We start from the raw sequence: 23,614 nt of genomic DNA, 5'->3' as shown, positions 1-23,614 counted from the left end.
GGGCCCTCCACACTGCAGGCATCCCCCACGAGAGAGCCACGGCCATGCAGATCGAAGAACGCCGAATCGAAGCGCCCGACGGCCACCCGCTTGCGGTGACCCTGTTCCACCCCGACACGCCTGTCGGCCTGTCGGTGCTGATCGGAAGCGCGACCGGCGCGCCGCGCCGCTACTACGCCAACTTCGCCCGACACCTGGCGGCGCGCGGCTGCACCGTGGTGAGCTTCGACTATCGGGGCATCGGCGACTCGATCGATCCGATGCTGCCGGGCAGTGCGCTGCGCTTCCGCGACTGGGGGCTGCAGGATATGCCCACAGTGTTGAGCATGCTCGACGACATCGCGCCCGCCCATCCGATCGTCGCGGTCGGGCATTCCGCTGGCGGGCAGATGCTGGGCCTGCTGCCCAACAGCCACCGCCTCGCCGCGGCGGTCACGGTGGGCTCGCAACTCGGTTACTGGGGCTATTGGCCCACGCGCAGTTGGCGCTGGCGGATGCGTGCCATCACCGCGCTGAGCATGCCGCTGACGGTGCGCAGCTTTGGGCGGCTACCCGGGGTGTTCATGGGTGGCGTGTCCTTGCCGGCTGGTATCGCGTTGGAGTGGGCGCGCTGGTGCGGCCATCCCGACTACTACCTGGACGAGCGCGGCGCGCCGCACCCGACCACGTTCGCGCAAATGCGCGGACCGGTTCGGCTGTATGCGATATCCGACGACCACTTCTATGCGCCGCTTAGCGCGGTGACCGCCTTGCAGCGACGTTTCACTGCCGGCACGGCGGAGTTGGTGGTTCGCCATCCGAGCGACTGGGCACGAGGTGACGTGGGGCATTTCGGCTTCTTTCGAGCATCAATGCCACGCAGCGCATGGGATGAAGTGATTGAGTGGCTCGCTGCCGCTGCGCATGTTCGCCTGCTTGCGGAAGCTGATTGGGCGGTGCCACAACGGGGTGCGTCGGATCGTGTGTGGCGGCATCCCCAGGCCCAGCCAGCCTAGCTATGGGCGCGAGAAAGGGTGCTCGGGTGGGGCGATAAGCTTGCGGGAATGCCGCTCGTCGGCGATGGGGGTGCTGGACGCCGCACGCGGATCGCGGCACGCTGCGGGCTCAAGCGGACGCCTCGTGGCGCCGATAACTCGACCTCCAGCGCTGCGCGCGAGCCCTCCGCCCACATCTGATGATTCTTCCCCCGGTTGTCTTCCGAACCCTGTTGCGCCTGGGTACGTCGCTTGTCGCCGCGATGCTGTCGGCGCACGTGTTGGCCGGCATCGCGGATGACATCAACGAAATAGAGCGCGCGCACGGTGCGGATTCCGATGTTGTGATCAGCAAGATTGCGGGCATGGAAAGCGCTGCCCGCAAATCCGGCGGTGCGGACTTGCGCGTCTTCCTCGCGGCTTGGGGCTATGCCCATGCAATGACCGGTGGCAGGGCGGTGGCCGAAGCCGCGGCGAGCGAACTGGAAGACCTTGGCGTACGCACGAAGGACAACGAAACCCTCGCGGCAGCCTACGCGCTGCGTGCAAACATCCTCGAACTGCAGGGCCGCTCACGGATAGCGCGCGACTGGGTGCTCAAAGCGATGCCGCTGGCCCTGCGCTCGCCCGATCTATCCCTGCGCTACTGGGTAGCGACCACCGCCGGCTTCAGCGCCTACGAATCGGGTGCGCTTGAGGAAGCGCTGGCGATGTTCCAGTCCGCCTTGAGTGCCGCCGAGGAAACCAAGGACGACCGACGCCAGGCGCAGACACACATCAACATGGTGTCGCTGCTGCTCACGCTCAAGGATGCGGCCGGCGCGCTGCAACACGCCGAGGCGGCCTACCGGTTCGCCGAGACTGGCAATCAGCGCGCGCTGGCGGCCCAGGCCAAGGCGCTTGAAGCGGTGGCGGCGGAAGCGATGGGCGATGCCGAACGCCAGCGCAAGGCCACCGAGGCCTCGATCGCGCTGTCGAAGGATGTGGGCGGGCCGGCGGCGCAGCTTGGCGTGTTGCTGAACCTTTCGGACCTGAACCTGCGGGCGCACAACTTTGCCGCTGCGCGCACCCAAGGCGAACAGGCGCTGGCCCTGGCACGCAGCCTCAAGGACGAACCGGGCGAAGCAACGGCCGAACTCAACCTCGGATTCGCGCTGATCGGCCTCGGCAAGATCGCAGATGGCCGACGCATTGCAGACCACGGCGTGGCCTACTACCGCAAGATCGATTCGAAGAGCGATGTGCTCTCCACGCTGAACCAGTACGGCGAGCTACTTGAGCGGGCAGGCGACGCCAAGCATGCACTGCAGGTGGTGCGCGAAGCGCAGGCGATCGAGGACGAGATGCTGCGTGGCGACCGCCAGCGCACCGTGGTCGAGATGCAGCAGCGCTACGAGGCGGAGAAGCGCAGCAAGGAAATCGAGCTCCTCAATCGGGACAACGCCTTGAAAACCGCAGAACTCGGGCGCCAGCAGATGGCGCGCCGTTCGTCGTGGCTGCTTGCCGTGGTGCTGGCCCTGGCTTCGATCATCGCGATCCTGCTGTATGGCCGGGTGCGGCGTGCCAACCAGCAACTGGCGGCGAAGAACGCCGATCTGGAGTTCATGAGCAAGCATGATCCGCTGACCGGCTTGTTCAATCGACGCCACTTCACCAGCCTGCTCGAAGCGCTGCCGCCCGAACTACCGCATCGACGCGAGGAGGATTCGGCCGACCTCGTGCGTGCGGTGTTCCTGCTCGATATTGATCACTTCAAGCAGATCAACGACAACTTTGGCCACCGCGATGGCGATGCGGTGCTGGTTGAAGTGGCGCGGCGCTTGCGAGAGGCCTTGCGCGATAGCGAGACAGTAGTGCGCTGGGGCGGCGAGGAGTTTCTCGTGCTGGCGCCAGCGATTCGCCGCGCGCATCTCGACGAGTTGGCCACACGGCTCTTGCGCACCGTCGGCGCTTCTCCGATCGCGACCTACGGCGAAACGCTGCGGGTCACCACCAGCATTGGCTATTCGCCGCTGGAGCTGCCGGGCGACCCGAGTGTGCCGGATTGGGAGCGCGCGCTGCACCGCGCAGACCTCGCGCTGTTCCTGGCCAAACGGCGCGGCCGCAATCAGGCGATCGGCGTGTGCGCCTTCAGCGATGCCGAGGCGATCGAGCAGAATGACGAAGCGGCGCTACCGCCGTCGATTCCGGGGCCGCTCGCGGCCTGACGGCACCATCGCCGATGCTGCGCGACGCCTGGCAAGCCTTTGAAGCGTGGATCGCTGCGCGCGCCTGGGCGCAACTGATCCTGCGCTTGGTGCTGGCTGGTCTGATCGCGTGGCCGATGGTGCGATGGCAGGGTTTGGTCGGTCTGGTGCTCGCCCTGGTGCCGATGGCTGTGTTGATCGCCGTGCCCTTGACGCACAGCGGCTTCGATCTGCTGCGCTGGCTGCGCAAGCGCCACCTCAAGCGCTGGAACGGGCGCTGGTATGCCTTCCGCGACTTCCAGATCCGCCTCTTCGAACTGCATGATCACACTTGGCTGTGCGCCGACGACGTGCTGCGCGCACTCGGCGAGCCGGTCGACCGGGTGGTGCATGAGCGCTTTCAAAACCAGTTCGGCGCGCTCGGCTACCGCGAGCCACCGGGCGAAACCTTGATCTGCTTTTCGGAGGCCGCGCTGCGCCGCTTTCTGTCACTGCGCAACGATGCACGCTCGCGTGAATTCGCCCGCTGGCTGGAGCGTGACGTACTGTTCGCCCATGAAAAACGGCGCCGTGAAGCGCCGTTCTCCTGAGCGTTTGCGCGCAACTACACCGACTTCATGCCGAGGCGTTCGAGCAGCGTGCGATCGCCCTCGACGTCCGGGTTGCCGGTAGTGAGCAGCTTGTCGCCGTAGAAGATCGAGTTGGCGCCGGCCATGAAAGCCAGTGCTTGGCCCTCGTCGGTCATCTCGCGACGGCCGGCCGACAGGCGCACATAGCTCTTCGGCATCGTGATGCGCGCGGCGGCGATCGTGCGTATGAACTCGAAGGGGTCGATCTTGGGCTGGTCGGCAAGCGGCGTGCCTTCCACTGCAACGAGGCTGTTGATCGGCACCGATTCGGGCGGCGGCTCCATGTTTGCGAGCTGCGCGATCATCGCGGCGCGGCCACGGCGCGATTCGCCCATGCCGACAATGCCGCCCGAGCAGACGTTGATGCCGGCATCGCGTACCTTGTCGATGGTGTCGAAGCGATCGGCCTGCGAGTGCGTGCCGATGACCTTGCCGTAGAACTCCGGCGCGGTGTCGATGTTGTGGTTGTAGTAGTCGAGGCCGGCTTGCTTGAGTTTCTCGGCCTGACCTTCACGCAGCATGCCCAGCGTGACGCAGGTCTCCAGGCCAAGCGCCTTGACCTGCTTGACCATTTCGATCACCGGCTCGAGGTCGCGATCCTTCGGGCCGCGCCATGCGGCGCCCATGCAGAAGCGGCTGGCACCATTGGCCTTCGCCAGCTTGGCTTTCTCCACCACTTCGGCGACCTTCATCAGCTCTTCGCTCACCACGCCGGTGTGGTAGCGCTTGGCTTGCGAGCAGTAGCCGCAGTCCTCCGAGCAGCCGCCGGTCTTGATTGACAGCAGCGTCGAGCGCTGCACGGCGTTCGGGTCGAAATGCTCGCGATGGACCTGGGCCGCACGGAAGACGAGTTCCATGAAGGGCAGGTCGAACAGGGCCTGGACCTCGGCAGTGCTCCAGCGTTGGGCCGCCTTGGGCGCCGGCGCCGTGGTGACTGATTCGGTGACAGTTGCGGACAAGCTCATAGGGATGCTTCCTGCTGCGGTGTGACAATCACCGAATGGTCGGTGAAAGGCGAGAGTTGTGTCAAACCGGATTGTCGCGCTGCAGCAAGCCTGGCGTCGTATCGCGGGTCGCCTGATGCCCCAGGCGTGCTTTGTTTGCGCGGCCCCGGCGGCGGATCAGGTGCTATGCGAAGCATGTCGTGCCGCGTTGCCGGCGGTCGCTAGCGCCTGCTGCCCGCATTGCGCGCTCGACAGTCCCGGCGGTGCGGTCTGCGGGCGTTGCTTGAGCCAGCCTCCGCGCTTTGACGCAACGCGGGCGGTGTTTCGCTACGCGTTTCCGGTCAGCGAGCTGGTGCAGGCCTACAAGTTCCAGGCGCGTTTTGGCGTCGGGCGCTATTTCGCCGAGCAGCTGGTGGCGGCTGCACACGGGTTGCAGATCGATGCGGTGCTGCCGGCGCCACTGCACCCGCATCGCCTGGCGACACGGGGCTTCAATCAGTCCGTGCTGCTCGCGGAGCCGGTTGCCAAGGCGCTCGGTGTGCCGCATCTGCGCGATGCCGTTCGCAAGGTCCGGCGTGTCGCGCCGCAGGCGGGGCTCACGCTGGACGAGCGGCGGCGCAACCTGCGCGGTGCATTTGCCGTGCAGCGCCGGTTTGACGGCATGCGCGTGCTGGTGATCGACGATGTGATGACGAGCGGAACGACCCTCGATGAACTGGCCGGCGCACTCAAGGAGGCTGGCGCCGCGCGGGTCGAGGGCCTGGTGGTCGCCCGAACCCCGGCGGGCCCGGCTTAGCCGATGCTGAGCATCGCGCGATCGGCCTCGGGCGTGATGATGCCCCGATGCAGCATGCTCTGGAACACGCCCGGCGGTACCGGCGGGCACCAGTAGTAACCCTGCGCTTCCGAGCAGCCCTCGCGGCGCAGGAATTCAACCTGCGCGATCGTTTCGGCCCCTTCGGCAATCACGTCGAGCTTGAGCGCTTCGCCCAGCTGGATGATCGCGCGCACGATCGCCGCATCGTCCGAGTCAATCGGCACGTCGCGCACGAAGCTCTGGTCGATCTTCAAGCGATCCACCGCAAAGCGCTTGAGGTAGGAGAGACTTGAATAACCGGTGCCGAAGTCGTCGATCGACAAGCGAACGCCGAGCCCCTTCAGTTGCTGGATCGTCGAGAGCACCTCGCCAGCGTTTTCCATCAGCAGCGATTCGGTGAGTTCGAGTTCGACGCGGTCCGGCTCGTGACCGGTCTCTTCAAGTACCTCGCGCACCATCGCGACGACGTTGTCGCGGCGGAACTGCAGGGCCGACATGTTCACCGCCATCATGATTGGCGGCAGGCCCTGTTTCTCCCAAGCGCGCGCCTGCCGGCAGGCTTCGCGCAGCACCCAGCGGCCGATCGGTACGATCAGACCTGATTCTTCGGCGATCGGGATGAAGCGGGCGGGCGAGATGAAGCCGCGCTGCGGGTGCTGCCAGCGCAGCAGCGCCTCGGCGCCGACCACCATGCCGTCCTTCAGCGACACCTGCGGCTGGTAGTACAGCGTGAGTTCGTTGCGTTCCACCGCCTGGCGCAGCGCGTTTTCGAGCTGCAGCCGTTCCAGCGCGTTGGCGTTCATCGCCTCGGTAAAGAAGCGGAAGGTGTTCCGCCCGCTTTCCTTGGCGTGATACATCGCCGTATCGGCGTTCTTCATCAGGCTTTCAGGGTCGCGGCCGTCGTTCGGATACACCGCGATGCCGATCGAGAACGAGGTGCCGATCCGGTGGGTATCCACATCGAAGGGCTCGGCCAGCGAGCCCAGGATCTTTTCTGCCACGCGCGCAGGTGCGCGGGTGTTGGGCATGTCGTTGAGCACGATGATGAACTCGTCACCGCCCTGGCGGCAGATCGTGTCCGAGTCCCGCACGCAGGTACGCACCCGTTCGGCGACCTGCTGCAGCAGGCGATCGCCGGCGTGGTGGCCGAGCGAGTCGTTGATCATCTTGAAACGATCGAGATCGAGGAACAGCAGGCCGACCATCGTGCGCTCGCGGTGCGCACGGGCCAGCGACTGGGACAGTCGATCCTGCATCAGCGCGCGGTTGGGCAGGCCGGTCAGCGGATCGTGGTGGGCCAGGTAGGCGATGCGGGCCTCGTTCGCCTTGCGCTCGGTAATGTCCGAGAACACCGCGACGTAGTTCGATATCAGACCATCGTGGTCGCGCACCGAGCTGATCGACAGCCAGGCCGGGAACGCTTTGCCGTTCTTGCGGGTGTTCCAGACCTCGCCTTGCCAGAAGCCGTCGCGTTCGATGCTGCGCCAGACGCCCTCGAAGAAGCCGGTTTCATGGCGGCTACCGGTCACATCCGGCAGGCTGTGCCCGATCACGTCGCGCACTTCAAACCCGGTGACGGTGCTGAAAGCGGGGTTCACCCGCACGATGTTGCGGTCCGCCCCGGCGACGACGATGGCTTCGACGCTGTTCTCGAACACCGATGCGGCGAGGCGCAATTCTGCTTCGCCCTGCAGGCGTTGCGTCATGTCCGTGACGGTTGTGACCACCGCATACGGGCGGGGGTCGTCCTCGCGATGCAGCGGCGTGGATTTGGTCCAGAGGGTCCGGATCTCGCCGTCTTGGTTGCGGAAGGCGATCATGTCCGCCACCGGTTCGTCACCGGCGAGAGCAAGCATGGGCGGCAGGGTTTCCGCGGCGCGCTGGGAACCGTCCGCGAATACGAATTCGATCTGGCCCGAGTCCAGCCGGAAGCGGTAGAACTCCGCCAGCGTCATGCCGTAGATCTTTGCGACCGCCTCGTTGCACACCTCGACGTCACCGGCTGCGTTGCGCATCACGATGCCTTCGTCGAGCGAGCTGATGATGGTGCGCATGCGCGCTTCGCTCTCACGCAGCACCGCTTCGGTCTGCTTGCGGCCGCTGATGTCCTCGATCACGACCATGTACTGGCTCGGATCGCGCGACAAGGCGCGGACCACGCTGACCGTCATGGCGACCCACACCAGGCTGCCATCGCGCCGGCGGATGCGCATTTCGAGCGTGATCACCTCGCGGTCGGATCCGGCGAGGGGCATCAACTGGGCGTCAAAGCGCTGGGCGTCGTCCGCGTGAACCAACTCGCGGAAGCCCATCTGCAGCAGATCCGCTTCGGAATAGCCGGAGATCTCGGTGAATCGGCGGTTGACGCGCGAGTAGCGCCCGGCCAGCGAACACATCGCGATACCTACCGCGGCCTGTTCGAAGGTGGAGCGGAAGCGGGCTTCGCTGTCTTCGAGTGCGGCCTCGGTGGCCTTGTGCACCGACAGGTTGATCAGCAGGCTGCTGATGCGATCGATGCTGCCATCGGGCTTGCGGTGCACTGTCCGCATGTCGCGCACGAAGACGGTCTGGCCGTCGGCATGCAGCATCCGGTACTCAAGTTCATGGTCGTAGCCGAGTTCGGTCTGCGCGCGGAAGAACTCGATGACGAAGCTGCGATCTTCCGGATGAATGTTCTCGCGCCAGAAACCCGGTTGCGTCCAGGCGTTCAGCGGAAATCCCAGCAGCAGCTCAGCCTGGGGCGAGACATAGCTGCACAGGTTGTTGGTGGGGTCGAACTCCCACGCCACGGCATTGGTGCCTTCGATCGTCTTGCGAAAGCGTTCGGCTTCGGTACGCGCCTCATCGCGCAGCTGTTTCAGCGTCTCGGTGCGGCGGCGCGCCTCGATGGCGACCACGATTGCCAGCGCAGCCATGAGGATCGCGATGACCGAGATCCAGATCCACATGCCGGCGCCGCCGCCAGCGTCGCTGGCAAAGGCCGGTGCGGTGGCGGTGAGGGAAGCAAGTGCGAGCGGGATGTGGCGTACTGCGTGCATGCGGCGAACGAGCCAAGCTCCCGTTTATGGGCGGACACTCCGGTTTACGGTCAGGGGGCGCAGAACTTGAAGGCGTCGTTCGCTGCGCCAGGCTTTGCGCCAAAAGCAAAGGGCCCCGCCAAGGCGGGGCCCTTTTGTCGACCTTTCGGACGAACCGGTTTTGCTTACAGTTCCTTGGCGTGGCTGGCCAGGTACTCGGCGACACCGGCGGTCGAGGCCTTCATGCCGGCCTTGCCCTTGTTCCAGCCTGCCGGGCAGACCTCGCCGTGCTCTTCCGTGAATTGCAGCGCATCGACCATGCGGATCATTTCGTCGACGTTGCGGCCCAGCGGCAGGTCATTGACGACCTGGTGACGCACGACGCCGGCCTTGTCGATCAGGAAGGAGCCGCGGAACGCGACACCACCGGCGGCTTCCACGTCGTAGGCACGGCAGATGTCGTGCTTGATGTCGGCAACCAGGGTGTAGCCGACTTGGCCGATACCGCCGTTGTTGACCGGGGTGTTCTTCCACGCGAGGTGGGTGAATTGCGAGTCGATCGAGACGCCGATCACTTCAACGCCGCGCTGCTTGAACTCTTCCAGGCGATGGTCGAAGGCGATCAGCTCGGACGGGCAGACGAAGGTGAAATCCAGCGGGTAGAAGAAGATCACGCCGTACTTGCCCTTGAGGGCGTCCGACAGCTTGTAGTTTTCAACGATCTCGTTGTTGCCGAGAACGGCGGTTGCGACGAAATCCGGGGCTTGCTTGCCGACGAGAACAGCCATTTGATTCTCCTTGTTGAATGTCCGGGAAGCCGGGAGTCTTGCCGCGCGGAGCCCCGTGATGTGTCCGGTGCGAGCACCGGGCCGGGGTCTGCACTGCTTGCGGGCAGGACGCACTGGCTTCCAAGTGGGTTGGGCGCGGGAGTATTCCCGACACCTTGAAGGGCGTCAAACCTTGCTGTAGCAAACTCTCATTCTAGACCGTCGGGCGCTCGGAAAAACCCCATGTCACCGAATCGTCATCTTCGGCCGGATTGCGCAACACCTCGGTGACCCGCGCGGCCGGCGGGCCGCGTCGAGCCCAGGTCACGAGCGCCTCGATGGCTTCTGGCCGGCCGCGCACGAAGGCCTCCACGCTGCCATCGCGGCGATTGCGCACCCAGCCGGCGATCTCGAGTCGTTCGGCCACCTGCACCATCGACCAGCGGTAGCCAACGCCCTGGACGACGCCGGTGATCAGCAGGTGTTCGGTGCGCAGTGTCTTCATGCCAGTTTCCTCAGAAGTCGTGCCTCTTCCACGCCCGCTTGCAGCGTGTCACAGAAGTGGTTGTTGCCAAGACGGTCAGCGAAGCCGGAGCGCTGGATGATCGACAGCGGCTGCTTGTTGAGGCCGCACAGCACAAGGTCCGCCTTTGCCTTGCGCAGGTCGCGCAGCAGGTTGTCGAGCATTTCCAGTGCGGTGGTGTCGAGGTTGATCACCTTGTACATGTCCAGCACCACGATTGTGCCTTCGAGTTGCTTTACGTCGAGTTCATCTTCGATCTTGCCGACCGAGCCGAAGAACATCGAGCCGAACAGGTGGAAGGCCGCGATGCCTTCGTTGCTCGCGCCGTCAGGCCCCTGTGCCGGCAGGGCGAGGCGTTCTACACCCGACAGCGTCTGAACCCGGTAGATGAAGAACAGGCTCGCCAGCACCATGCCGATTTCGACCGCCAGCGTGAGGTCGAAGATCACCGTGATCAGGAAAGTCGCCAGCAGCACGACGCGGTAGTTCAGGGAATAGCGCCGCAGTTCGCGGAACTCATGCCACTCGCCCATGTTGATCGATACCAGCACGACGATCGCCGACAGGGTTGCCAGCGGCACATAGGCGGCCGCCGGCGCGGCGATCAGCACCACCAGCAGCAGGGTGATCGAGTGGGCGATGCCGGCAACCGGCGTGCGGCCGCCACTGCGCACGTTGGTTGCGGTGCGGGCGATGGCGCCAGTGGCGGCAAAGCCGCCGAACAGTGGCGCCGCCAGATTCGCGAGCCCCTGTGCCATCAACTCCTGGTTGGGGTCGTGGCGGTCCTCGATCGCGGCATCCGCCACCCGTGCCGACAACAGCGATTCGATTGCGCCGAGCAGCGCAATGGTGATGGCCGGCGAAATCAGGCGGCCAAGATCGGAGAGCGTCAGTTCGGGCAGGCTGATCGGCGGGATCGCCTGGGGGATGCCGCCGAAGCGACTGCCAATGGTTTCCACCGGCAGCTTCAGCACGGCGTTGGCCGCCGTTGCGATGACCAGCACCGCGAGCGGGCCGGGCACCCGCGCCATCCATGCCACACGCTTTGCCATGCGGTTCCAGCCCAGCAATACGCCAAGCGATGTGAAGGCGAGGAGCACCGTGGGCACATCGGCATGTGGGACCGCATAGAACAGCGTGCGGACCTTGGCGAAGAACTCGGCCGGCAGGTTTTCGATCGGCAGGCCGAGGAAATCCTTGATCTGTGCGAGGAAGATCACCACTGCGATGCCGTTGGTGAAGCCGATCACCACGGTGCGCGGGATGAAGCGGATCAGGCTGCCGAGCCGCGCGAGCGCGAGGCCAACGAGGATCGCACCGGCCAGCATCGTCGCGATCAGCAGATTCTGCACGCCGTAGTGCGCGACGATGCCGTAGATGATCGGGATGAAGGCGCCGGTCGGGCCGCCGATCTGTACTCGTGACCCGCCAAGGGCTGCAATCAGCAGGCCGGCGACGATGGCGGTCCAGATGCCTGCGGTGGGCGACATGCCGCTGGCAATCGCAAAAGCCATCGCAAGCGGTAGCGCGAGCACGCCGACGGTCAGGCCGGCCGAGAGGTCTTGTGTGAGTTGTTGCCGGCTATAGCCGGGCAGGGTGACGAACAGTTTCGGTTTGAAGTTGATCACGGTGAAGCGCTCCAATGCATTGACGGTAGGTGGGGTCATGCATGGCGCAGGCGCCGGGGCCGACCCGGTGCTGCGTGATCCAGCGTTTGGTACGGGTCAACGGCATCGCGTCACACCAGCTTCAGCCACAGTGCAACGATCAGCGGAATCAGCATTGCCGCGACCAGCCCGTGGATGCCGAGCGCGAGGCCCGCGAAGGCGCCGGCCTCCGGGTGTTCCTGAAAGGCCCGCGCGGTGCCGATACCGTGCGCAGCGGTGCCCAGCGCAAAGCCCCGCACCGCGGGGCGATGTACGCCGAAGTTGTCGAGCAGGCTGGGGCCGGCCACGGCGCCGACCACGCCGGTGAGAATGCAGAACACTGCAGTCAGCGATGGCGGCCCGCCGATCTGTTCGGTGATACCCATCGCGATAGGCGTGGTGACGGACTTCGGAATCAGGGCCAGCAGCGTTTCGTGGCTGGCGCCCAACGCCCACGCGGTGAGCACCGCACTGGCGGCACCGGCCGCGCCGCCGCCGATCAGGCCCACCGCAAGCGCGAGGCGGATGCGCCGCATGCGCGACCACATCGCGGCCATCGGCACCGCGAACGCCACCGTAGCGGGGCCGAGCAGGAAGTGCACGAACTGTGCACCTTCGAAGTAGCGCTGATAGTCCTCGCCAACGAGCGAGATGCCGGTCGCCAGCAGCACGATCGTGATCGCGACCGGGTTGGCCAGCGGATGGTTGTTGAGGCGGCGCGCCAGCGCCAGCGCCAGCAGGTAGGCGCCCAGCGTCGCGCTCAGCGCGAACAGTGGCGAGGCCGATAGATAGACCCACAGCCGGAAGATGTCGTCGCGGATCGGCAGCACCGTCACGATTCGTCCTCCTGCGGCGACTCCGGCTCGGGCGCCAGCCGGTGCGCGACCCAGGCCGTGACGACCAGGCCGACCGAGGTGCTGACCAGCAGCGCGACGACAATCGGCAGCCATTCGGCCCGCAGCCGCGGCAGGAACATCACGACACCCACGCCGGCTGGCACGAACAGCAGCGCGAGATGGCCATGCAGCATTTCTGCCGTCGGCCGCAGCCGTTCGATCCAGTGCGGCCGGGCGCGCAGCACCGCGAAAAGCCCCAGCAGGCCGAGCACCGGGCCGGGGATCGGCAGATGCAGCAGGCGCGCAAGCCCCTCGCCCACCAGTTGAAATACGAGCAGGGCGAGCAGGCCTTCCAGCATCAGCGTGTCATCAAGGTTGGGTTGTCGATCCGTCCTGCGGCATTTGCTTCAGGACTTCGGCGAGCATCTTCACTGCAGCGACCAGGATCGTTGCAAGGCCGCCGAAGGTGAAAACCAGCGCCTGCAGCGTCGAGCCCGGAACGTTGTTGAAGAAGAAGCCAGGACCATGCACCAGGTAGCCGGCGCCCAGAGCGAGCGCCAGCACGCCCGCCACGTCCACCAGGGCCCACATCATGATGGTGGGCGTCGGGCGGACGCGGCGTTTGGGGCGGTTGAGCATCGCTGCGTGGCCTCAGCGGACCCGCATGCCGGGCGTTGCGCCCGAATCCGGCGACAGAATGAACAGGCCCGGCGTGTTGCCGGTGTCATCCGATGCGGCGAGCACCATGCCTTCACTCATGCCGAACTTCATTTTGCGCGGCGCGAGGTTGGCTACCATCACCGTGAGGCGGCCGACCAGCGTGGCCGGGTCGTAGGCCGACTTGATTCCGGCGAAGACCTGGCGCGGCTTCGCTTCGCCGATATCCAACTGCAGCTTCAGCAGCTTGGCAGCGCCTTCGACATGCTCGGCCGAGACGATCTTCGCGATGCGCAGATCGACCTTGCCGAAGTCATCGATGCTGATGAAGGGCTCGAACTCGTCAGCCTTCTTCGCTTCTTCCACCGCTTCGTGCGTCTGGTGCTGGCTGTGGCGCTGGGGCTGCTCCGGCGCCGTCGGCGGGATGTTTTCGGGCGGCGGGAACAAGGCCTCAAGTTGCTTGGGATCGACGCGGGTCATCAGATGCTCGTAGGGGTTGATCGTTGCCAGCAGGCTGCTGTCGTCCCAACGCGAGAAATCGCAGTTGAACAGACGGCCCACCTTGCCCGCCACGGCAGGCATCACCGGCGCCAGCATGCGGGTGAGGCGCGCGAAGGCGTTCAGCGCCACCGAGCAGACGCGGTGCAGGTCCGCTTCGCGGCCTTCCTGCTTCGCCAGTTCCCACGGGGCATTGGCATTGACGTATTCGTTGGTGCGATCGGCCAGCGCCATGATTTCGCGGATCGCCTTCGAGTACTCACGGCCTTCCAGGAAGTCGCCGACCGGGCCGGCTGCCGCGGCGATGGCCGACAGCAGCGCGGCACCCTCGGTGCCGAACTCGGTCGAGACCTTGCCGCCGAAGCGTTTGGTGACGAAACCGGCGCAGCGGCTGGCGATGTTCACGTACTTGCCGATCAGGTCGGAATTGACGCGGGCGAGGAAATCCTCGGAGGTGAAATCCACATCCTCGACGTTGGCGTTGAGCTTGGCGGCGATGTAGTAGCGCATCCACTCGGCGTTCATGCCGAGTTCCAGGTAGCGCAGCGGCGAGATGCCGGTGCCGCGCGACTTGCTCATCTTCTCGCCCGACACGGTCATGAAGCCATGCACGAAGACGTTGTTCGGCACCTTGTAAGGCGTGCCGGCGAAATGCAGCATCGCGGGCCAGAAGAGGCAGTGGAAGTAGACGATGTCCTTGCCGATGAAGTGGATCTGTTCGGTCTGCTTATCGGCGAGGAAGGCGGCCATGTCACCGCCGAGCTTGTGGAAATGGTTCTTCAGGCTCGCGAGGTAACCGATCGGCGCATCCAGCCAGACATAGAAATACTTGCCCGGCGCATCGGGGATCGGAATGCCGAAATACGGTTCGTCGCGCGAGATGTCCCAGTCCGCGAGCCCGTCACCGGACTCCAGCCACTCCTTCGCCTTGTTGGCGATCTGCGGCTGCAGCCGGCCGTCCTGGGTCCAGCCGCGCAGGAACTCGACGCAGCGCGGGTCCGACAGGCGGAAAAAGAAGTGTTCCGACTGCTTGATCACCGGCGTGGCGCCCGAGAGCGCCGAGTACGGGTTCTTCAGCTCGGTCGGTGCGTACACCGCACCGCAGCTCTCGCAGTTGTCGCCGTACTGATCCTTCGCGCCACAGCGCGGGCACTCGCCCTTGATGTAGCGGTCGGGCAGGAACATCGACTTGACCGGGTCGAAGAACTGCTCGATCACCTTGCGGTCGATGAAGCCCGCTTCGCGCAGTCGCACGTAGATGTCCTGCGACAGTTCGACGTTCTCCGGCGAATCGGTCGAGTGCCAGTTGTCGAAGCGGATATGGAAGCCATCGAGGTACTGCGGGCGGCCAGCCGCAATGCCGGCGACCAACGCCTGCGGCGTGATGCCCTCGGCCTCGGCCTTGAGCATGATCGGCGCGCCGTGCGCATCGTCCGCGCAGACGAAGTGCACTTCGTGACCGCGCATTCGCTGATACCGCACCCAGATGTCGGCCTGGGTGTATTCCATGATGTGGCCGATATGGAAGGCGGCGTTCGCGTAGGGCAGGGCGGTCGTGACGAAGAGCTTGCGATGTGGCGCGGTCATGTGCGTTCCGGGACAGCGGGGAAAACGTGAATTCTAGCAAGCGGCGCGCGCTTCGGCCGCGCCAGTACTGGAATTCGTGGGTTTCATGCGCGAGGTCAGCGCCCTCGTCGGCGCTTGTCTGTGCTGCGCGGCGGCCGCAGCGACGCGGTTATTGGAGATCGAGTGCGCGGAGTCACCCGTTTAGCCGTGATAAACTTGAGCAAATCAGTCGGGTTTGCGCCCGGGTTTGTTCCGTTTCCAGCGAGTGCATCGATGAGTCTCAGCCAGCAACAGCTTCTCGAACACGTCGGCAGCCTGACCGACCCTAACACCGGCAAACCCTACGCCGCAGCCAAGGCCGTGAAGGCCGCATCGATCGATGGCGGCCGCGCCAAGGTAACGATCGAGCTTGGTTACCCGGCCAGCAGCCAGTTCGCTGCGATCCGTGCGCAAATCGAGACCGCAGTGAAGGCGCTGCCGGGCGTCGAGTCGGTTGCAGTGGAAGTCAGCAGCCGCATCGTGCCGCACACGGTTCAGGGCAACGTGAAGCTGTTGCCGGGCGTGAAGAACATCATCGCGGTGTCGTCCGGCAAGGGCGGCGTCGGCAAGAGCACGACGGCGGTGAACCTCGCGTTGGCGTTGGCCAGCGAAGGCGCGCGGGTCGGCATTCTGGATGCCGATATCTACGGCCCGAGCCAGCCTCAGATGCTGGGTCTGAACGATGCGCGGCCCGAGAGTGAAGACGGCAAGACCATGATTCCGCTGCAGGCTCACGGGCTGCAGGCGAATTCGATCGGTTTCCTGGTCGATGTCGAGCAGCCGATGGTGTGGCGTGGGCCGATGGCTACGCAAGCGCTGCGCCAGTTGCTGATGGATACCAATTGGGACGATCTCGACTACCTGGTGATCGACATGCCACCGGGCACCGGCGACATCCAGCTCACCCTGGCGCAGATCGTGCCGGTGACCGGCGCGGTGATCGTTACCACCCCGCAGGACATTGCGCTGCTCGATGCCCGCAAGGGCCTGAAGATGTTCGAGAAGGTCGGCATCCCGATCCTTGGCATCGTCGAGAACATGAGCATCCACATCTGCTCGAACTGCGGGCACCAGGAACACATCTTTGGCGCCGGTGGTGGCGAGAAGATGTGTGCCGATTACGGCGTGCCCTTCCTTGGTGGCCTGCCGCTGGATATCCGCATCCGCGAGCAGACGGATTCGGGCTCGCCGACCGTGGTGGCCGACCCGACCGGGCCGCTGGCCGACGCCTACCGCGGCATCGCACGCAAGGTGGCGATCTCGATTGCGGAGCGTCAGCGCGACATGCGCTTCAAATTTCCGAATATCGTGGTGCAGAACACCTAAGAAAAAACGCCGGCACTGCCGGCGTTTTGTTTTGGTGCGAGGTGGTCAGCGTACCGAGACCCACCAGACCAGCAGCGCGACCACTGCGGCGCCGCCCAGTAGGGTGGCGATCAGCCGGACGCGGGCACCACCGTCGCCGACCGGCGTCGAAGGCACCGGCGTATCGCTGTCCGGCCCCATCACCATGATGGTCGTCGCCGCATGCTGGTTCGGCATGACGGTGGGCGGGTCCGGCAGCCGGTTGACGCGCGGCGGCGGAGCGATCGGCGTAACCGTCGCCGGGCCGGGAACGTGACGCGGCACATCCTGCAGGCGTGCGGCAGCGCGCTGAGGCGTCGGCCGATACTCGTCCGGCAGCACGGGTGGTGGTTCGTCGTCGGTCGCGTCGTCGTGTGGTTCCGACGTGAGCGACTGGATCGATTCCAGGTACGTGGCGACCATGCTGTGTTCGGCCGCCGCATCGGTCGGCATGTCGGCGAGGGCCTCGGCGATTTCGGGTTGCGCAGGCGCTGCACGCCGCGCCGACGGCGGCACGATCATCGTCGGCATCACCGAATGGTCTGCGGTATCGACATGGCGCGCGTCGAAGCTCTGCTGCACCCCTTCGGTTCGTTCGAAGGTCGGGTGCGGTTCAGCGACCAAGGCCGGCGAGGCGAGGTGGGTACGCTCCGGATCGAAAGGCTCGGCCATGCCGGCGCTGCGTTCGGGTTCCGGCGTGTTCATGTACGACGGCGTCAGCGTATCCGGCAAGCTGACCGGGGCCAGCACATCGGTGGGTTGCGTTGCCGCTGCGACGGGTGCGCTGGGGGCGCTCGCCGGTGCGGCGGCAGGCGCGACGACAGGCGCAGCGGTCACCACCGGTTCTGCCGCTGCGGCGACTGGGGCTTGCGCGGCCGGTGCGGGTGCGGGGGCCACGGTGGCATCGGGCATCGGCTCTGCGTAGGCCTTCATGCCGATGCGCGCGAGCACGGCGACGTAGCGCTGGGCGCTGACCGGGTCGAGCCCCTTCTTCAACACCGCAAGGCGCCCGGAGAACATCAGGCCGGCTTGTTCGATCGTGGCGCCAAGCCGCTCGGCGGCGGTCTGCATGACCTGTTCGCGGACATGTCCATCGAGCACTTCACCCCGGAATGTGATCCGGTAGCGCGTTTCCATCGGGATACCTGGCCTTTCGGTGTAGTCGTATTGGACCGGCGGGGGCCGGAAAACCTTGAATGATAGACGGGTAGCGATGCCCTGACAGCCTCAGCCTTCCCGCCGAATCAGAATTTTGCGTTGGGGCGGCGAATCGTGATGTGCCATCCGTCACTGCCGCGCAGACCGGCGTCCCATATTTCACCCCAACCGACCACTTGGCCCGCTTGGCGGAACACCGGCAAGGCTGTGCGCCACCATGGCGGCACGCCCGCGTCGCGGCCCAGGGTTTTCAGGTCGCGCGCCGGGCGCGCTGCGTGCGGCCGCAGACGTTCGCCGCCACGGCGCGCCGAGAGCGTCAGGTCGCCGGGTGTCAGCTGTAGGCCCGCCGTGCTCGTTTGCTCGAAGTGCAACTCGACGCAACCCCAATGCAGCAGCGCCTCACCCTGCCAGACGCAATCCGGGCCGGCATGGGGTACGGGCGCGCGCTCGAACCAGACGTCATCGTCTTCGACACACAATGCCCAGGCGCCAAAACCGGCACGCCAGGGGCTCGTTGCGCAGCGCAACTGGCGCAGCGCTTCGGTGAGTTGATCGGTGTCGGGGGCTGCGTAACCCTGTGCGGCAAGCCGCGCGCGCAGCAGGTTGCGCAGGCGCGCATCGCTCAGGGAGAGCAGAGCCGCGCGCGATGCGCCGCGAGTGCTTGCAACATGCGCGTGGTCGATGGCGGCGAGTTCGTCGAGCAGGCCGGCAGCTTCATCGAAATGCCCCGCCGCCCGCGCGAGTGCCGCCTCGGCTCCGGGAAAGCGGGTGCTCAGCGGGGCGAGGAGTGCATGGCGGATGAAATTGCGGCTGAAGTGCGTGTCGGCGTTGCTCGGGTCTTCAATCCAGCAGAGTTGCTCCGCTTGCGCCCAGGCGAGCAGTTCGGAACGCGGGGTGTCGAGCAGCGGACGCAGAAGGCCGGGCGGGCCGCCGCGCTGATCCGCTTCGCGCATCGCGGCGGCGCCGTGTACGCCTGAGCCGCGGCTCAGGCGGTGCAGCAGGGTCTCGGCTTGGTCGCCGCGATGGTGTGCTAGCACCAGCCAGTCGCCGCCGAGTTCGCGCAGCGCGGCGTGGCGGGCTGCGCGGGCTGCGGCCTCGATGCCGATGCCCTGTGTGGTATCGACCTTGACTCGCAGGGTCGTCAGCGGCACGCCCAGCCTGTCGCAAACGTCGCCGCAGTGCGCGGCCCATGCGTCGGCGCTGGCTTGCAGGCCGTGATGCACATGGGCGGCGCGCAGCGTGAGCCCGAGCGTGGGCGCCCAGCGTGCGAGCAGATGCAGCAGTACGGTGGAATCAAGCCCGCCACTGAATGCGGCGGTGAGGGTTTGGCCGGGCTGTGTAAGCCGGGCCAGGCGCAAGCGAAAGTGTTCGACAAGCGGCACGGCGCCCGGAGTGCCGGGCGCCTTTGGCCGCTCTGGATCAGGCAACCGCCTGCTCCTTGAAGCGGCCGTAGCTCATGATCTTCTGGTAACGCTGTTCCAGCAGTTCATTGGTCGGCAGGTCAGCGACTTGGCGCAGTGCATCGGCCAGCGCGCGCTTGAGGCTCTGCGCCATGGCGCGGTGGTCGCGGTGGGCGCCGCCGACCGGCTCGTTGACGACCTTGTCGATCAGGCCGAGCGACTTGAGGCGCGACGCGGTGATACCCATGGTCTCGGCGGCGTCGGGCGCCTTGTCGGCGCTCTTCCAAAGAATCGACGCACAACCCTCGGGCGAGATCACCGAGTAGGTCGAGTACTGCAGCATCAACAACTGGTCGCCCACTGCGATGGCCAGCGCACCGCCCGAGCCACCTTCACCGATGATGGTGGCAATCAGCGGCACCTTCAGCTCGGCCATCACATAGAGGTTTCGGCCGATCGCCTCGGACTGGCCGCGCTCTTCCGCGTCGATGCCAGGGTAAGCGCCGGGGGTGTCGACGAAGGTGAAGATCGGCAGGCCGAACTTTTCGGCGAGCCGCATCAGGCGCTCCGCCTTGCGGTAGCCCTCGGGGCGCGGCATGCCGAAGTTGCGCAGGATCTTTTCCTTGGTGTCGCGCCCCTTCTGGTGGCCGATCACCATGCACGGCGTGCCATTGAAGCGTGCCATGCCGCCGACGATTGCCTTGTCATCGGCAAAGTTGCGATCGCCGTGCAATTCCTTGAAGTCGGTGAACAGGTGCTGCACGTAATCCAGCGTGTAGGGGCGCTGGGGGTGGCGCGCGACCATCGCGATCTGCCAGGGCGTGAGCTTGGCGTAGATGTCCTTGGTCAGCGCTTGGCGCTTGACTTCAAGGCGGGCGATTTCCTCGGAGATGTCCACCGCGGAGTCGTCCTGTACGAAGCGCAACTCTTCGATCTTGGTTTCAAGCTCCGCGATCGGTTGCTCGAAGTCGAGGGCAGTGATTTTCATGCCATACCGCTTTTTGAAAGGTGGGCGATTGTACCCGATGGGCTCGCAGGGATATTCCGTTGCTGCTGAAGCAGTTGATTTGGTGCCGCTTTCAGGAGGCGGCCACCTGGTAGCTGCGGATTTCGTGGTCGGCGCCGCGTTCGATCAGCTCGCCGGGCAGCAGCTTGAGGGCCTTGTTCTGCCCCAGCAGGAAGAGTGGCGCGCCCGGCCGTACGCCGGGCAGGGGCACCGCAAGGCGGATCGTGGCGTCGCGGTGCAGGGGGTCGAGCAACAGCACCCGCACGTTTTGCGCGCCATCGTCGGCATGTGCAGCCATCGGATGCCAGGAAATGACTTCGACGCCGACGTGCAGCGTGTTGTCCGACAAATGCTGCATCCGCCGGACGATACCGGCGAGCCAGCGCGTGCCGTCGTGCGAGTGCAGGCCGAGCAGCGCGCCGACGCGCAGGCGGCTGCGTTCGTCGACCGGCAAGGTCAGGCCGATGCCGTGCAGGCTGGCGTCGCGCTGTTCCCACAGGCTCATCTGAGCGCTGGCCTTGCCCGACAGAAGTTCAGCGAGCGGTTCGAGGCCCTCGATCACATGCAGCTGGCCCGGCAGGGCGTGGCGCCGATGGCGCCGCACAGGCGGCTCTTCCGACCAGTGGCGGGCAAAGTGGCGCAGCAAGGGGCCGAGGTGCGGCGCGTCATCCGGTTCGACGCCGAGGGCCGGCGGCAGCGTACCGCCGCGCACCATCAGCTCCATTTCGAACAGCGCGTCGAGTGTTGAGCCGCCGCTGAAGTAGCGCACAGTCGGGCTTGCTTGCGGCTGCCGAGCCATCCGCACCGGGCTTTGTGCCAGCGCCGGGTCCACCCAGAAGACGCTGTCGCGCTCGGGTGTTTCGGTCAGGCGAAGCGTGCCCAGCACGTAGTGGATTACGTGGCCGGCGAGCAGGATCTGGCGCTCGTCCAGTTCGTCCATCGCGGCGGTGGCAAAGGCAACCGTGCGCAGGTACTCGCGTGCCGTGGTTGTTTCGGTTTGCCGGTTGCTGCGCAGCCGCACCGGTTGTTCAAGCAGATTGTGCTGGGCCGCGGCCAGATAGGCCTGGCCGCAGCGCCGCCAGTGGTTCGGATCATAGGGGCCATAACGAAGCGCATCCCAGCGCTGGGCGGCGCTGGCTGCCCGCAGCAAGCGCACTGCGACGTCGGCGGTGAGTTGCACATAGGGCTTGCGGCCATTGCCGAGCAGGCGCAGCAGGTCTTCGTAGCGCTCGCACAGCAGGTGCAGGAAGGCGCGTGTTGCCTGCCAGCGGGCGGTCGAGCTTGGCGACCATTTCAGGCGGCTTTCGACATAGCGGTCGGCCAGCGCGCGGGCGTGCGGCTGCATTGCCTCGTCGAAGCTCACGAGCAGGCGCAGCAAGGCGGTCGGGTCGCTGCCTTCTTCCGGTGCGCCAACCGTCTCAAGCCAGCCGGTCGCCTCGCGCAACGCGTCGTCCGGCGTGTGCGCGCCGATTTCCGTGACCGCGCGCTGCAGTTCGCGCAAATCGGCCAAGGGGTGATCCGGGCGGGAAGGGAATAGCTTGAGCATGCCGATTCTCTGTGAATTCCGTCACGATTCTACGCTGTGGTGGCGGCGCGTCTCTACCTTCTTAATCAGCCGTGCAAGCGCGCCGCCACCGGTACAATGACGGCTTTTTCCGGCCGGGCTTTACCCATGCGGCAGTATCACGAACTCATGCGCCATGTGCTCGAACGCGGTCATCGCAAGTCCGACCGCACTGGCACTGGCACCCTCTCGGTCTTCGGCTGGCAGATGCGTTTCGATCTGGCCGAGGGCTTTCCGCTCGTTACAACGAAGAAGTTGCACCTTCGCTCGATCATCCACGAACTGCTGTGGTTCCTGCAGGGCGATACGAACATCCGCTACCTGAAGGAAAACGGCGTTTCGATCTGGGATGAGTGGGCCGACGAAAACGGCGAACTCGGCCCGGTGTATGGCAAACAGTGGCGACGCTGGGAGACGGCGGACGGCCGTACGGTCGACCAGATCACCCTGCTTGTCGAAGGGCTTAAGAAGAACCCGGATTCGCGCCGCCACCTTGTGTGTGCATGGAACCCGGGCGAAGTGGACAAGATGGCGCTGCCGCCCTGTCACGCGCTGTTCCAGTTCTACGTCGCAGACGGCAAGCTCTCCTGCCAGCTATACCAGCGCAGCGCGGATATCTTCCTCGGCGTGCCGTTCAACATCGCAAGCTATGCGTTGCTGACGCTGATGATTGCGCAGGTCTGCGGCTACCAGCCGGGTGACTTCGTGCACACGCTGGGCGACGCGCATCTGTACTCAAACCATCTGGATCAGACCCGCCTGCAGCTCTCGCGTGAGCTGCGTCCGCTGCCGACGATGCGCCTGAACCCCGAGGTGAAGGATTTGTTCGCCTTCCGCTTCGAGGATTTCACGCTTGAAGGCTACGACCCGCATCCTCACATCTCTGCGCCGGTGGCCGTGTAATGACGAAACTTGCCCTGATCGCCGCAGTCGCGCGCAACGGCACGATCGGCCGTGACAACGCGCTGCCATGGCGCCTGCGGGATGATCTCAAGCGTTTCAAGTCGCTCACGCTCGGGCACCCGATCGTGATGGGCCGCAAGACCTGGGACTCGCTTGGGCGCCCCTTGCCGGGCCGGCGCAACATCGTGGTCACGCGCCAGCGCGATTTGCAGCTCGAGGGTGCCGAGGTCGTGCATTCGCTCGACGAAGCGCTGGCGCTTTGCGGCGCTGTCGAGCGCGCCTTCGTGATTGGTGGTGCGCAGCTGTACGCCGAGGCGCTGCCGCGCGCCGACGAGCTGTGGCTGACCGAGGTGCAGGCGGAGGTCGACGGTGACGCCCACTTCCCGGATTGGCGGGATGCGGGCTTTACGGTGGTTCGCCGCGAGGGGCACCCGGCCGACGAGGCCCACGACCACCCCTTTGATTTTGTTGATTACGTTCGTTCCTGAAAACTGCAACGCAGAAGACCATGTCCGGAGATCATTTCCACGTCCACGGGCCGCATGACCATGCGGTCGAACACGCTGGCCACGGCGGCGACAATTTCTCGTCGCAAATCGCCGTGATGACCGCCATCCTGGCGACCGTCGGCGCGCTATTCAGCTACGAAGGCGGCGCCACGCAGAACGACGCAATGCTGCACAAGAACCAGGCTGCGATCCTCAAGACCGAAGCCGCCAACCAGTGGGCTTACTACCAGTCCAAGGGCAACAAGCAGAACCTTGCCGAGCTGGGCAGTGCGCTGAGCGTCGAGGACAAGCGGCCCAAGTTCGAGGCAGACGCCGCGCGCTACAAGGCCGAGAAGGAAGAGATCAAGAAGAAGGCCGACGAACTGGAGGCTCGCGTCAAGGAAGAAGACGAACTGAGCGAGCAGGCGATGCATGTGCATCATCGCTGGGCGCAGGCCATGACTGCGATCCAGATCGCGATTTCCCTTGCTGCGATTACCTTGCTGACGCGCAAGAAGTGGCTGCAGTACGGCGCCTGGGGCACGGCCGCATTCGGCTCTGCGCTGGCGGCGCTGGCGCTTGCCCACATCTGAGCGGCACGCGCAGCAAAGAAGAAAGGGCCCCGCGGGGCCCTTTCTTTTGTGGGGTGGTC

21 protein-coding genes and 1 pseudogene are annotated in these 23,614 nt (G+C 65.5%); 9 read left to right on the top strand and 13 right to left on the bottom strand.

The window, feature by feature from the left end; genetic code table 11:
* Positions 1 to 44 precede the first annotated feature (44 nt).
* From JY500_RS15835 to JY500_RS15825, 3 genes are all read left to right on the top strand, one after another.
* The gene (locus JY500_RS15835) at positions 45 to 995 is read left to right on the top strand and encodes an alpha/beta hydrolase family protein (RefSeq protein WP_206253763.1); all 951 of its coding nucleotides are present in this window, start codon (positions 45 to 47) and stop codon (positions 993 to 995) included.
* A gap of 179 nt (positions 996 to 1,174) precedes the next feature.
* Positions 1,175 to 3,181 (top strand): GGDEF domain-containing protein, encoded by a 2,007-nt coding sequence (locus JY500_RS15830; RefSeq protein WP_206253762.1) that lies wholly within the window; start codon positions 1,175 to 1,177, stop codon positions 3,179 to 3,181.
* Between the two features lie 14 nt (positions 3,182 to 3,195).
* The gene (locus tag JY500_RS15825; RefSeq protein ID WP_206253761.1) at positions 3,196 to 3,750 is read left to right on the top strand and encodes a BRO-N domain-containing protein; all 555 of its coding nucleotides are present in this window, start codon (positions 3,196 to 3,198) and stop codon (positions 3,748 to 3,750) included.
* Positions 3,751 to 3,764: 14 nt separating this feature from the next.
* Here the strand turns inward: JY500_RS15825 and bioB are convergent, their stop codons facing one another.
* Positions 3,765 to 4,754, bottom strand: a complete 990-nt coding sequence (bioB, locus tag JY500_RS15820) for a biotin synthase BioB (protein ID WP_206253760.1) — start codon at positions 4,752 to 4,754, stop codon at positions 3,765 to 3,767.
* A 115-nt stretch (positions 4,755 to 4,869) separates the two neighbouring features.
* On the opposite strand from bioB, the pseudogene JY500_RS22345 reads away from it, so the two are divergent.
* Together JY500_RS22345 and JY500_RS15815 are read left to right on the top strand one after the other, a co-directional pair.
* Positions 4,870 to 5,007: pseudogene (locus JY500_RS22345) on the top strand (double zinc ribbon domain-containing protein); the annotation flags it as partial.
* A gap of 9 nt (positions 5,008 to 5,016) precedes the next feature.
* Positions 5,017 to 5,529: a ComF family protein gene (locus JY500_RS15815; RefSeq protein ID WP_281391265.1), complete on the top strand. Its 513-nt coding sequence runs from the start codon at positions 5,017 to 5,019 to the stop codon at positions 5,527 to 5,529.
* Here the strand turns inward: JY500_RS15815 and JY500_RS15810 are convergent.
* The 8 genes from JY500_RS15810 to metG all read right to left on the bottom strand — a co-directional run bounded on the left by JY500_RS15810 (position 5,526) and on the right by metG (position 15,081).
* Positions 5,526 to 8,588 carry an EAL domain-containing protein gene (locus JY500_RS15810; protein ID WP_206253759.1) on the bottom strand — a complete coding sequence of 1,021 codons (3,063 nt, stop codon included), beginning with the start codon at positions 8,586 to 8,588 and terminating at the stop codon, positions 5,526 to 5,528. The two genes, JY500_RS15815 and JY500_RS15810, sit on opposite strands and share 4 nt — an antisense overlap.
* Before the next feature lie 164 nt (positions 8,589 to 8,752).
* Entirely contained in the window at positions 8,753 to 9,355 is a 603-nt protein-coding gene (locus tag JY500_RS15805; RefSeq protein WP_172197348.1) for a peroxiredoxin, read from the bottom strand.
* Positions 9,356 to 9,548: 193 nt separating this feature from the next.
* Positions 9,549 to 9,839: an acylphosphatase gene (locus JY500_RS15800; protein WP_206253758.1), complete on the bottom strand. Its 291-nt coding sequence runs from the start codon at positions 9,837 to 9,839 to the stop codon at positions 9,549 to 9,551.
* A complete protein-coding gene (locus tag JY500_RS15795) occupies positions 9,836 to 11,524 on the bottom strand; it encodes a SulP family inorganic anion transporter (RefSeq protein ID WP_206253757.1) in 1,689 nt (562 codons plus the stop codon). Before JY500_RS15795 ends, JY500_RS15800 begins: the two co-directional genes overlap by 4 nt.
* Before the next feature lie 71 nt (positions 11,525 to 11,595).
* The gene (locus JY500_RS15790; protein ID WP_343073305.1) at positions 11,596 to 12,339 is read right to left on the bottom strand and encodes an LrgB family protein; all 744 of its coding nucleotides are present in this window, start codon (positions 12,337 to 12,339) and stop codon (positions 11,596 to 11,598) included.
* Positions 12,336 to 12,698, bottom strand: a complete 363-nt coding sequence (locus JY500_RS15785) for a CidA/LrgA family protein (protein WP_206253756.1) — start codon at positions 12,696 to 12,698, stop codon at positions 12,336 to 12,338. Before JY500_RS15785 ends, JY500_RS15790 begins: the two co-directional genes overlap by 4 nt.
* Before the next feature lie 10 nt (positions 12,699 to 12,708).
* Positions 12,709 to 12,978: a hypothetical protein gene (locus JY500_RS15780; protein WP_172197363.1), complete on the bottom strand. Its 270-nt coding sequence runs from the start codon at positions 12,976 to 12,978 to the stop codon at positions 12,709 to 12,711.
* 12 nt (positions 12,979 to 12,990) lie between these two features.
* The gene (metG, locus tag JY500_RS15775; protein ID WP_206253755.1) at positions 12,991 to 15,081 is read right to left on the bottom strand and encodes a methionine--tRNA ligase; all 2,091 of its coding nucleotides are present in this window, start codon (positions 15,079 to 15,081) and stop codon (positions 12,991 to 12,993) included.
* A gap of 252 nt (positions 15,082 to 15,333) precedes the next feature.
* On the opposite strand from metG, the gene apbC reads away from it, so the two are divergent.
* Positions 15,334 to 16,425 (top strand): iron-sulfur cluster carrier protein ApbC, encoded by a 1,092-nt coding sequence (apbC, locus tag JY500_RS15770; protein ID WP_172197369.1) that lies wholly within the window; start codon positions 15,334 to 15,336, stop codon positions 16,423 to 16,425.
* 45 nt (positions 16,426 to 16,470) lie between these two features.
* Here apbC and JY500_RS15765 read toward each other — a convergent pair whose 3' ends face one another.
* The 4 genes from JY500_RS15765 to JY500_RS15750 all read right to left on the bottom strand — a co-directional run bounded on the left by JY500_RS15765 (position 16,471) and on the right by JY500_RS15750 (position 21,553).
* Positions 16,471 to 17,580 carry a hypothetical protein gene (locus JY500_RS15765; RefSeq protein WP_206253754.1) on the bottom strand — a complete coding sequence of 370 codons (1,110 nt, stop codon included), beginning with the start codon at positions 17,578 to 17,580 and terminating at the stop codon, positions 16,471 to 16,473.
* A 107-nt stretch (positions 17,581 to 17,687) separates the two neighbouring features.
* Positions 17,688 to 19,028: a tRNA lysidine(34) synthetase TilS gene (gene tilS / locus JY500_RS15760; protein ID WP_206253753.1), complete on the bottom strand. Its 1,341-nt coding sequence runs from the start codon at positions 19,026 to 19,028 to the stop codon at positions 17,688 to 17,690.
* Positions 19,021 to 19,989, bottom strand: a complete 969-nt coding sequence (locus tag JY500_RS15755) for an acetyl-CoA carboxylase carboxyltransferase subunit alpha (RefSeq protein ID WP_172197378.1) — start codon at positions 19,987 to 19,989, stop codon at positions 19,021 to 19,023. The genes tilS and JY500_RS15755 overlap by 8 nt, the downstream gene beginning before the upstream one ends.
* 91 nt (positions 19,990 to 20,080) lie before the next feature.
* Positions 20,081 to 21,553 carry a cytochrome P450 family protein gene (locus tag JY500_RS15750; protein ID WP_172197381.1) on the bottom strand — a complete coding sequence of 491 codons (1,473 nt, stop codon included), beginning with the start codon at positions 21,551 to 21,553 and terminating at the stop codon, positions 20,081 to 20,083.
* 126 nt (positions 21,554 to 21,679) lie between these two features.
* Between JY500_RS15750 and JY500_RS15745 the strand changes: the two genes are divergently transcribed.
* Genes JY500_RS15745 through JY500_RS15735 form a run of 3 tightly spaced genes read left to right on the top strand, consistent with a single transcriptional unit; the run spans position 21,680 to position 23,555 of the window.
* A complete protein-coding gene (locus tag JY500_RS15745; RefSeq protein ID WP_172197384.1) occupies positions 21,680 to 22,474 on the top strand; it encodes a thymidylate synthase in 795 nt (264 codons plus the stop codon).
* Entirely contained in the window at positions 22,474 to 22,962 is a 489-nt protein-coding gene (locus JY500_RS15740; protein ID WP_172197387.1) for a dihydrofolate reductase, read from the top strand. The genes JY500_RS15745 and JY500_RS15740 overlap by 1 nt, the downstream gene beginning before the upstream one ends.
* A 20-nt stretch (positions 22,963 to 22,982) precedes the next feature.
* Entirely contained in the window at positions 22,983 to 23,555 is a 573-nt protein-coding gene (locus JY500_RS15735; RefSeq protein ID WP_206253752.1) for a DUF4337 domain-containing protein, read from the top strand.
* Positions 23,556 to 23,614 lie beyond the last annotated feature (59 nt).

Source organism: Niveibacterium microcysteis, assembly GCF_017161445.1.
Lineage (GTDB): Bacteria > Pseudomonadota > Gammaproteobacteria > Burkholderiales > Rhodocyclaceae > Niveibacterium > Niveibacterium microcysteis.
The sequence above is the reverse complement of the archived record's forward strand: the minus strand, read 5'-3'. Positions and strand labels throughout refer to the sequence as shown.

Excerpts from the sequence above, each read along its gene's own strand:
- JY500_RS15805 (WP_172197348.1), bottom strand. The coding sequence starts at position 9,355 with ATGGCTGTTCTCGTCGGCAAGCAAGCCCCGGATTTCGTCGCAACCGCC.
- bioB (WP_206253760.1), bottom strand. The coding sequence starts at position 4,754 with ATGAGCTTGTCCGCAACTGTCACCGAATCAGTCACCACGGCGCCGGCG.
- JY500_RS15800 (WP_206253758.1), bottom strand. The coding sequence starts at position 9,839 with ATGAAGACACTGCGCACCGAACACCTGCTGATCACCGGCGTCGTCCAG.
- apbC (WP_172197369.1), top strand. The coding sequence starts at position 15,334 with ATGAGTCTCAGCCAGCAACAGCTTCTCGAACACGTCGGCAGCCTGACC.
- JY500_RS15785 (WP_206253756.1), bottom strand. The coding sequence starts at position 12,698 with ATGCTGGAAGGCCTGCTCGCCCTGCTCGTATTTCAACTGGTGGGCGAG.
- JY500_RS15735 (WP_206253752.1), top strand. The coding sequence starts at position 22,983 with ATGTCCGGAGATCATTTCCACGTCCACGGGCCGCATGACCATGCGGTC.
- JY500_RS15825 (WP_206253761.1), top strand. The coding sequence starts at position 3,196 with ATGCTGCGCGACGCCTGGCAAGCCTTTGAAGCGTGGATCGCTGCGCGC.
- JY500_RS15830 (WP_206253762.1), top strand. The coding sequence starts at position 1,175 with ATGATTCTTCCCCCGGTTGTCTTCCGAACCCTGTTGCGCCTGGGTACG.
- JY500_RS15740 (WP_172197387.1), top strand. The coding sequence starts at position 22,474 with ATGACGAAACTTGCCCTGATCGCCGCAGTCGCGCGCAACGGCACGATC.
- JY500_RS15780 (WP_172197363.1), bottom strand. The coding sequence starts at position 12,978 with ATGCTCAACCGCCCCAAACGCCGCGTCCGCCCGACGCCCACCATCATG.
- JY500_RS15835 (WP_206253763.1), top strand. The coding sequence starts at position 45 with ATGCAGATCGAAGAACGCCGAATCGAAGCGCCCGACGGCCACCCGCTT.
- JY500_RS15750 (WP_172197381.1), bottom strand. The coding sequence starts at position 21,553 with ATGCTCAAGCTATTCCCTTCCCGCCCGGATCACCCCTTGGCCGATTTG.
- JY500_RS15745 (WP_172197384.1), top strand. The coding sequence starts at position 21,680 with ATGCGGCAGTATCACGAACTCATGCGCCATGTGCTCGAACGCGGTCAT.
- JY500_RS15755 (WP_172197378.1), bottom strand. The coding sequence starts at position 19,989 with ATGAAAATCACTGCCCTCGACTTCGAGCAACCGATCGCGGAGCTTGAA.
- JY500_RS15795 (WP_206253757.1), bottom strand. The coding sequence starts at position 11,524 with ATGACCCCACCTACCGTCAATGCATTGGAGCGCTTCACCGTGATCAAC.
- JY500_RS15765 (WP_206253754.1), bottom strand. The coding sequence starts at position 17,580 with ATGGAAACGCGCTACCGGATCACATTCCGGGGTGAAGTGCTCGATGGA.
- metG (WP_206253755.1), bottom strand. The coding sequence starts at position 15,081 with ATGACCGCGCCACATCGCAAGCTCTTCGTCACGACCGCCCTGCCCTAC.
- JY500_RS15810 (WP_206253759.1), bottom strand. The coding sequence starts at position 8,588 with ATGCACGCAGTACGCCACATCCCGCTCGCACTTGCTTCCCTCACCGCC.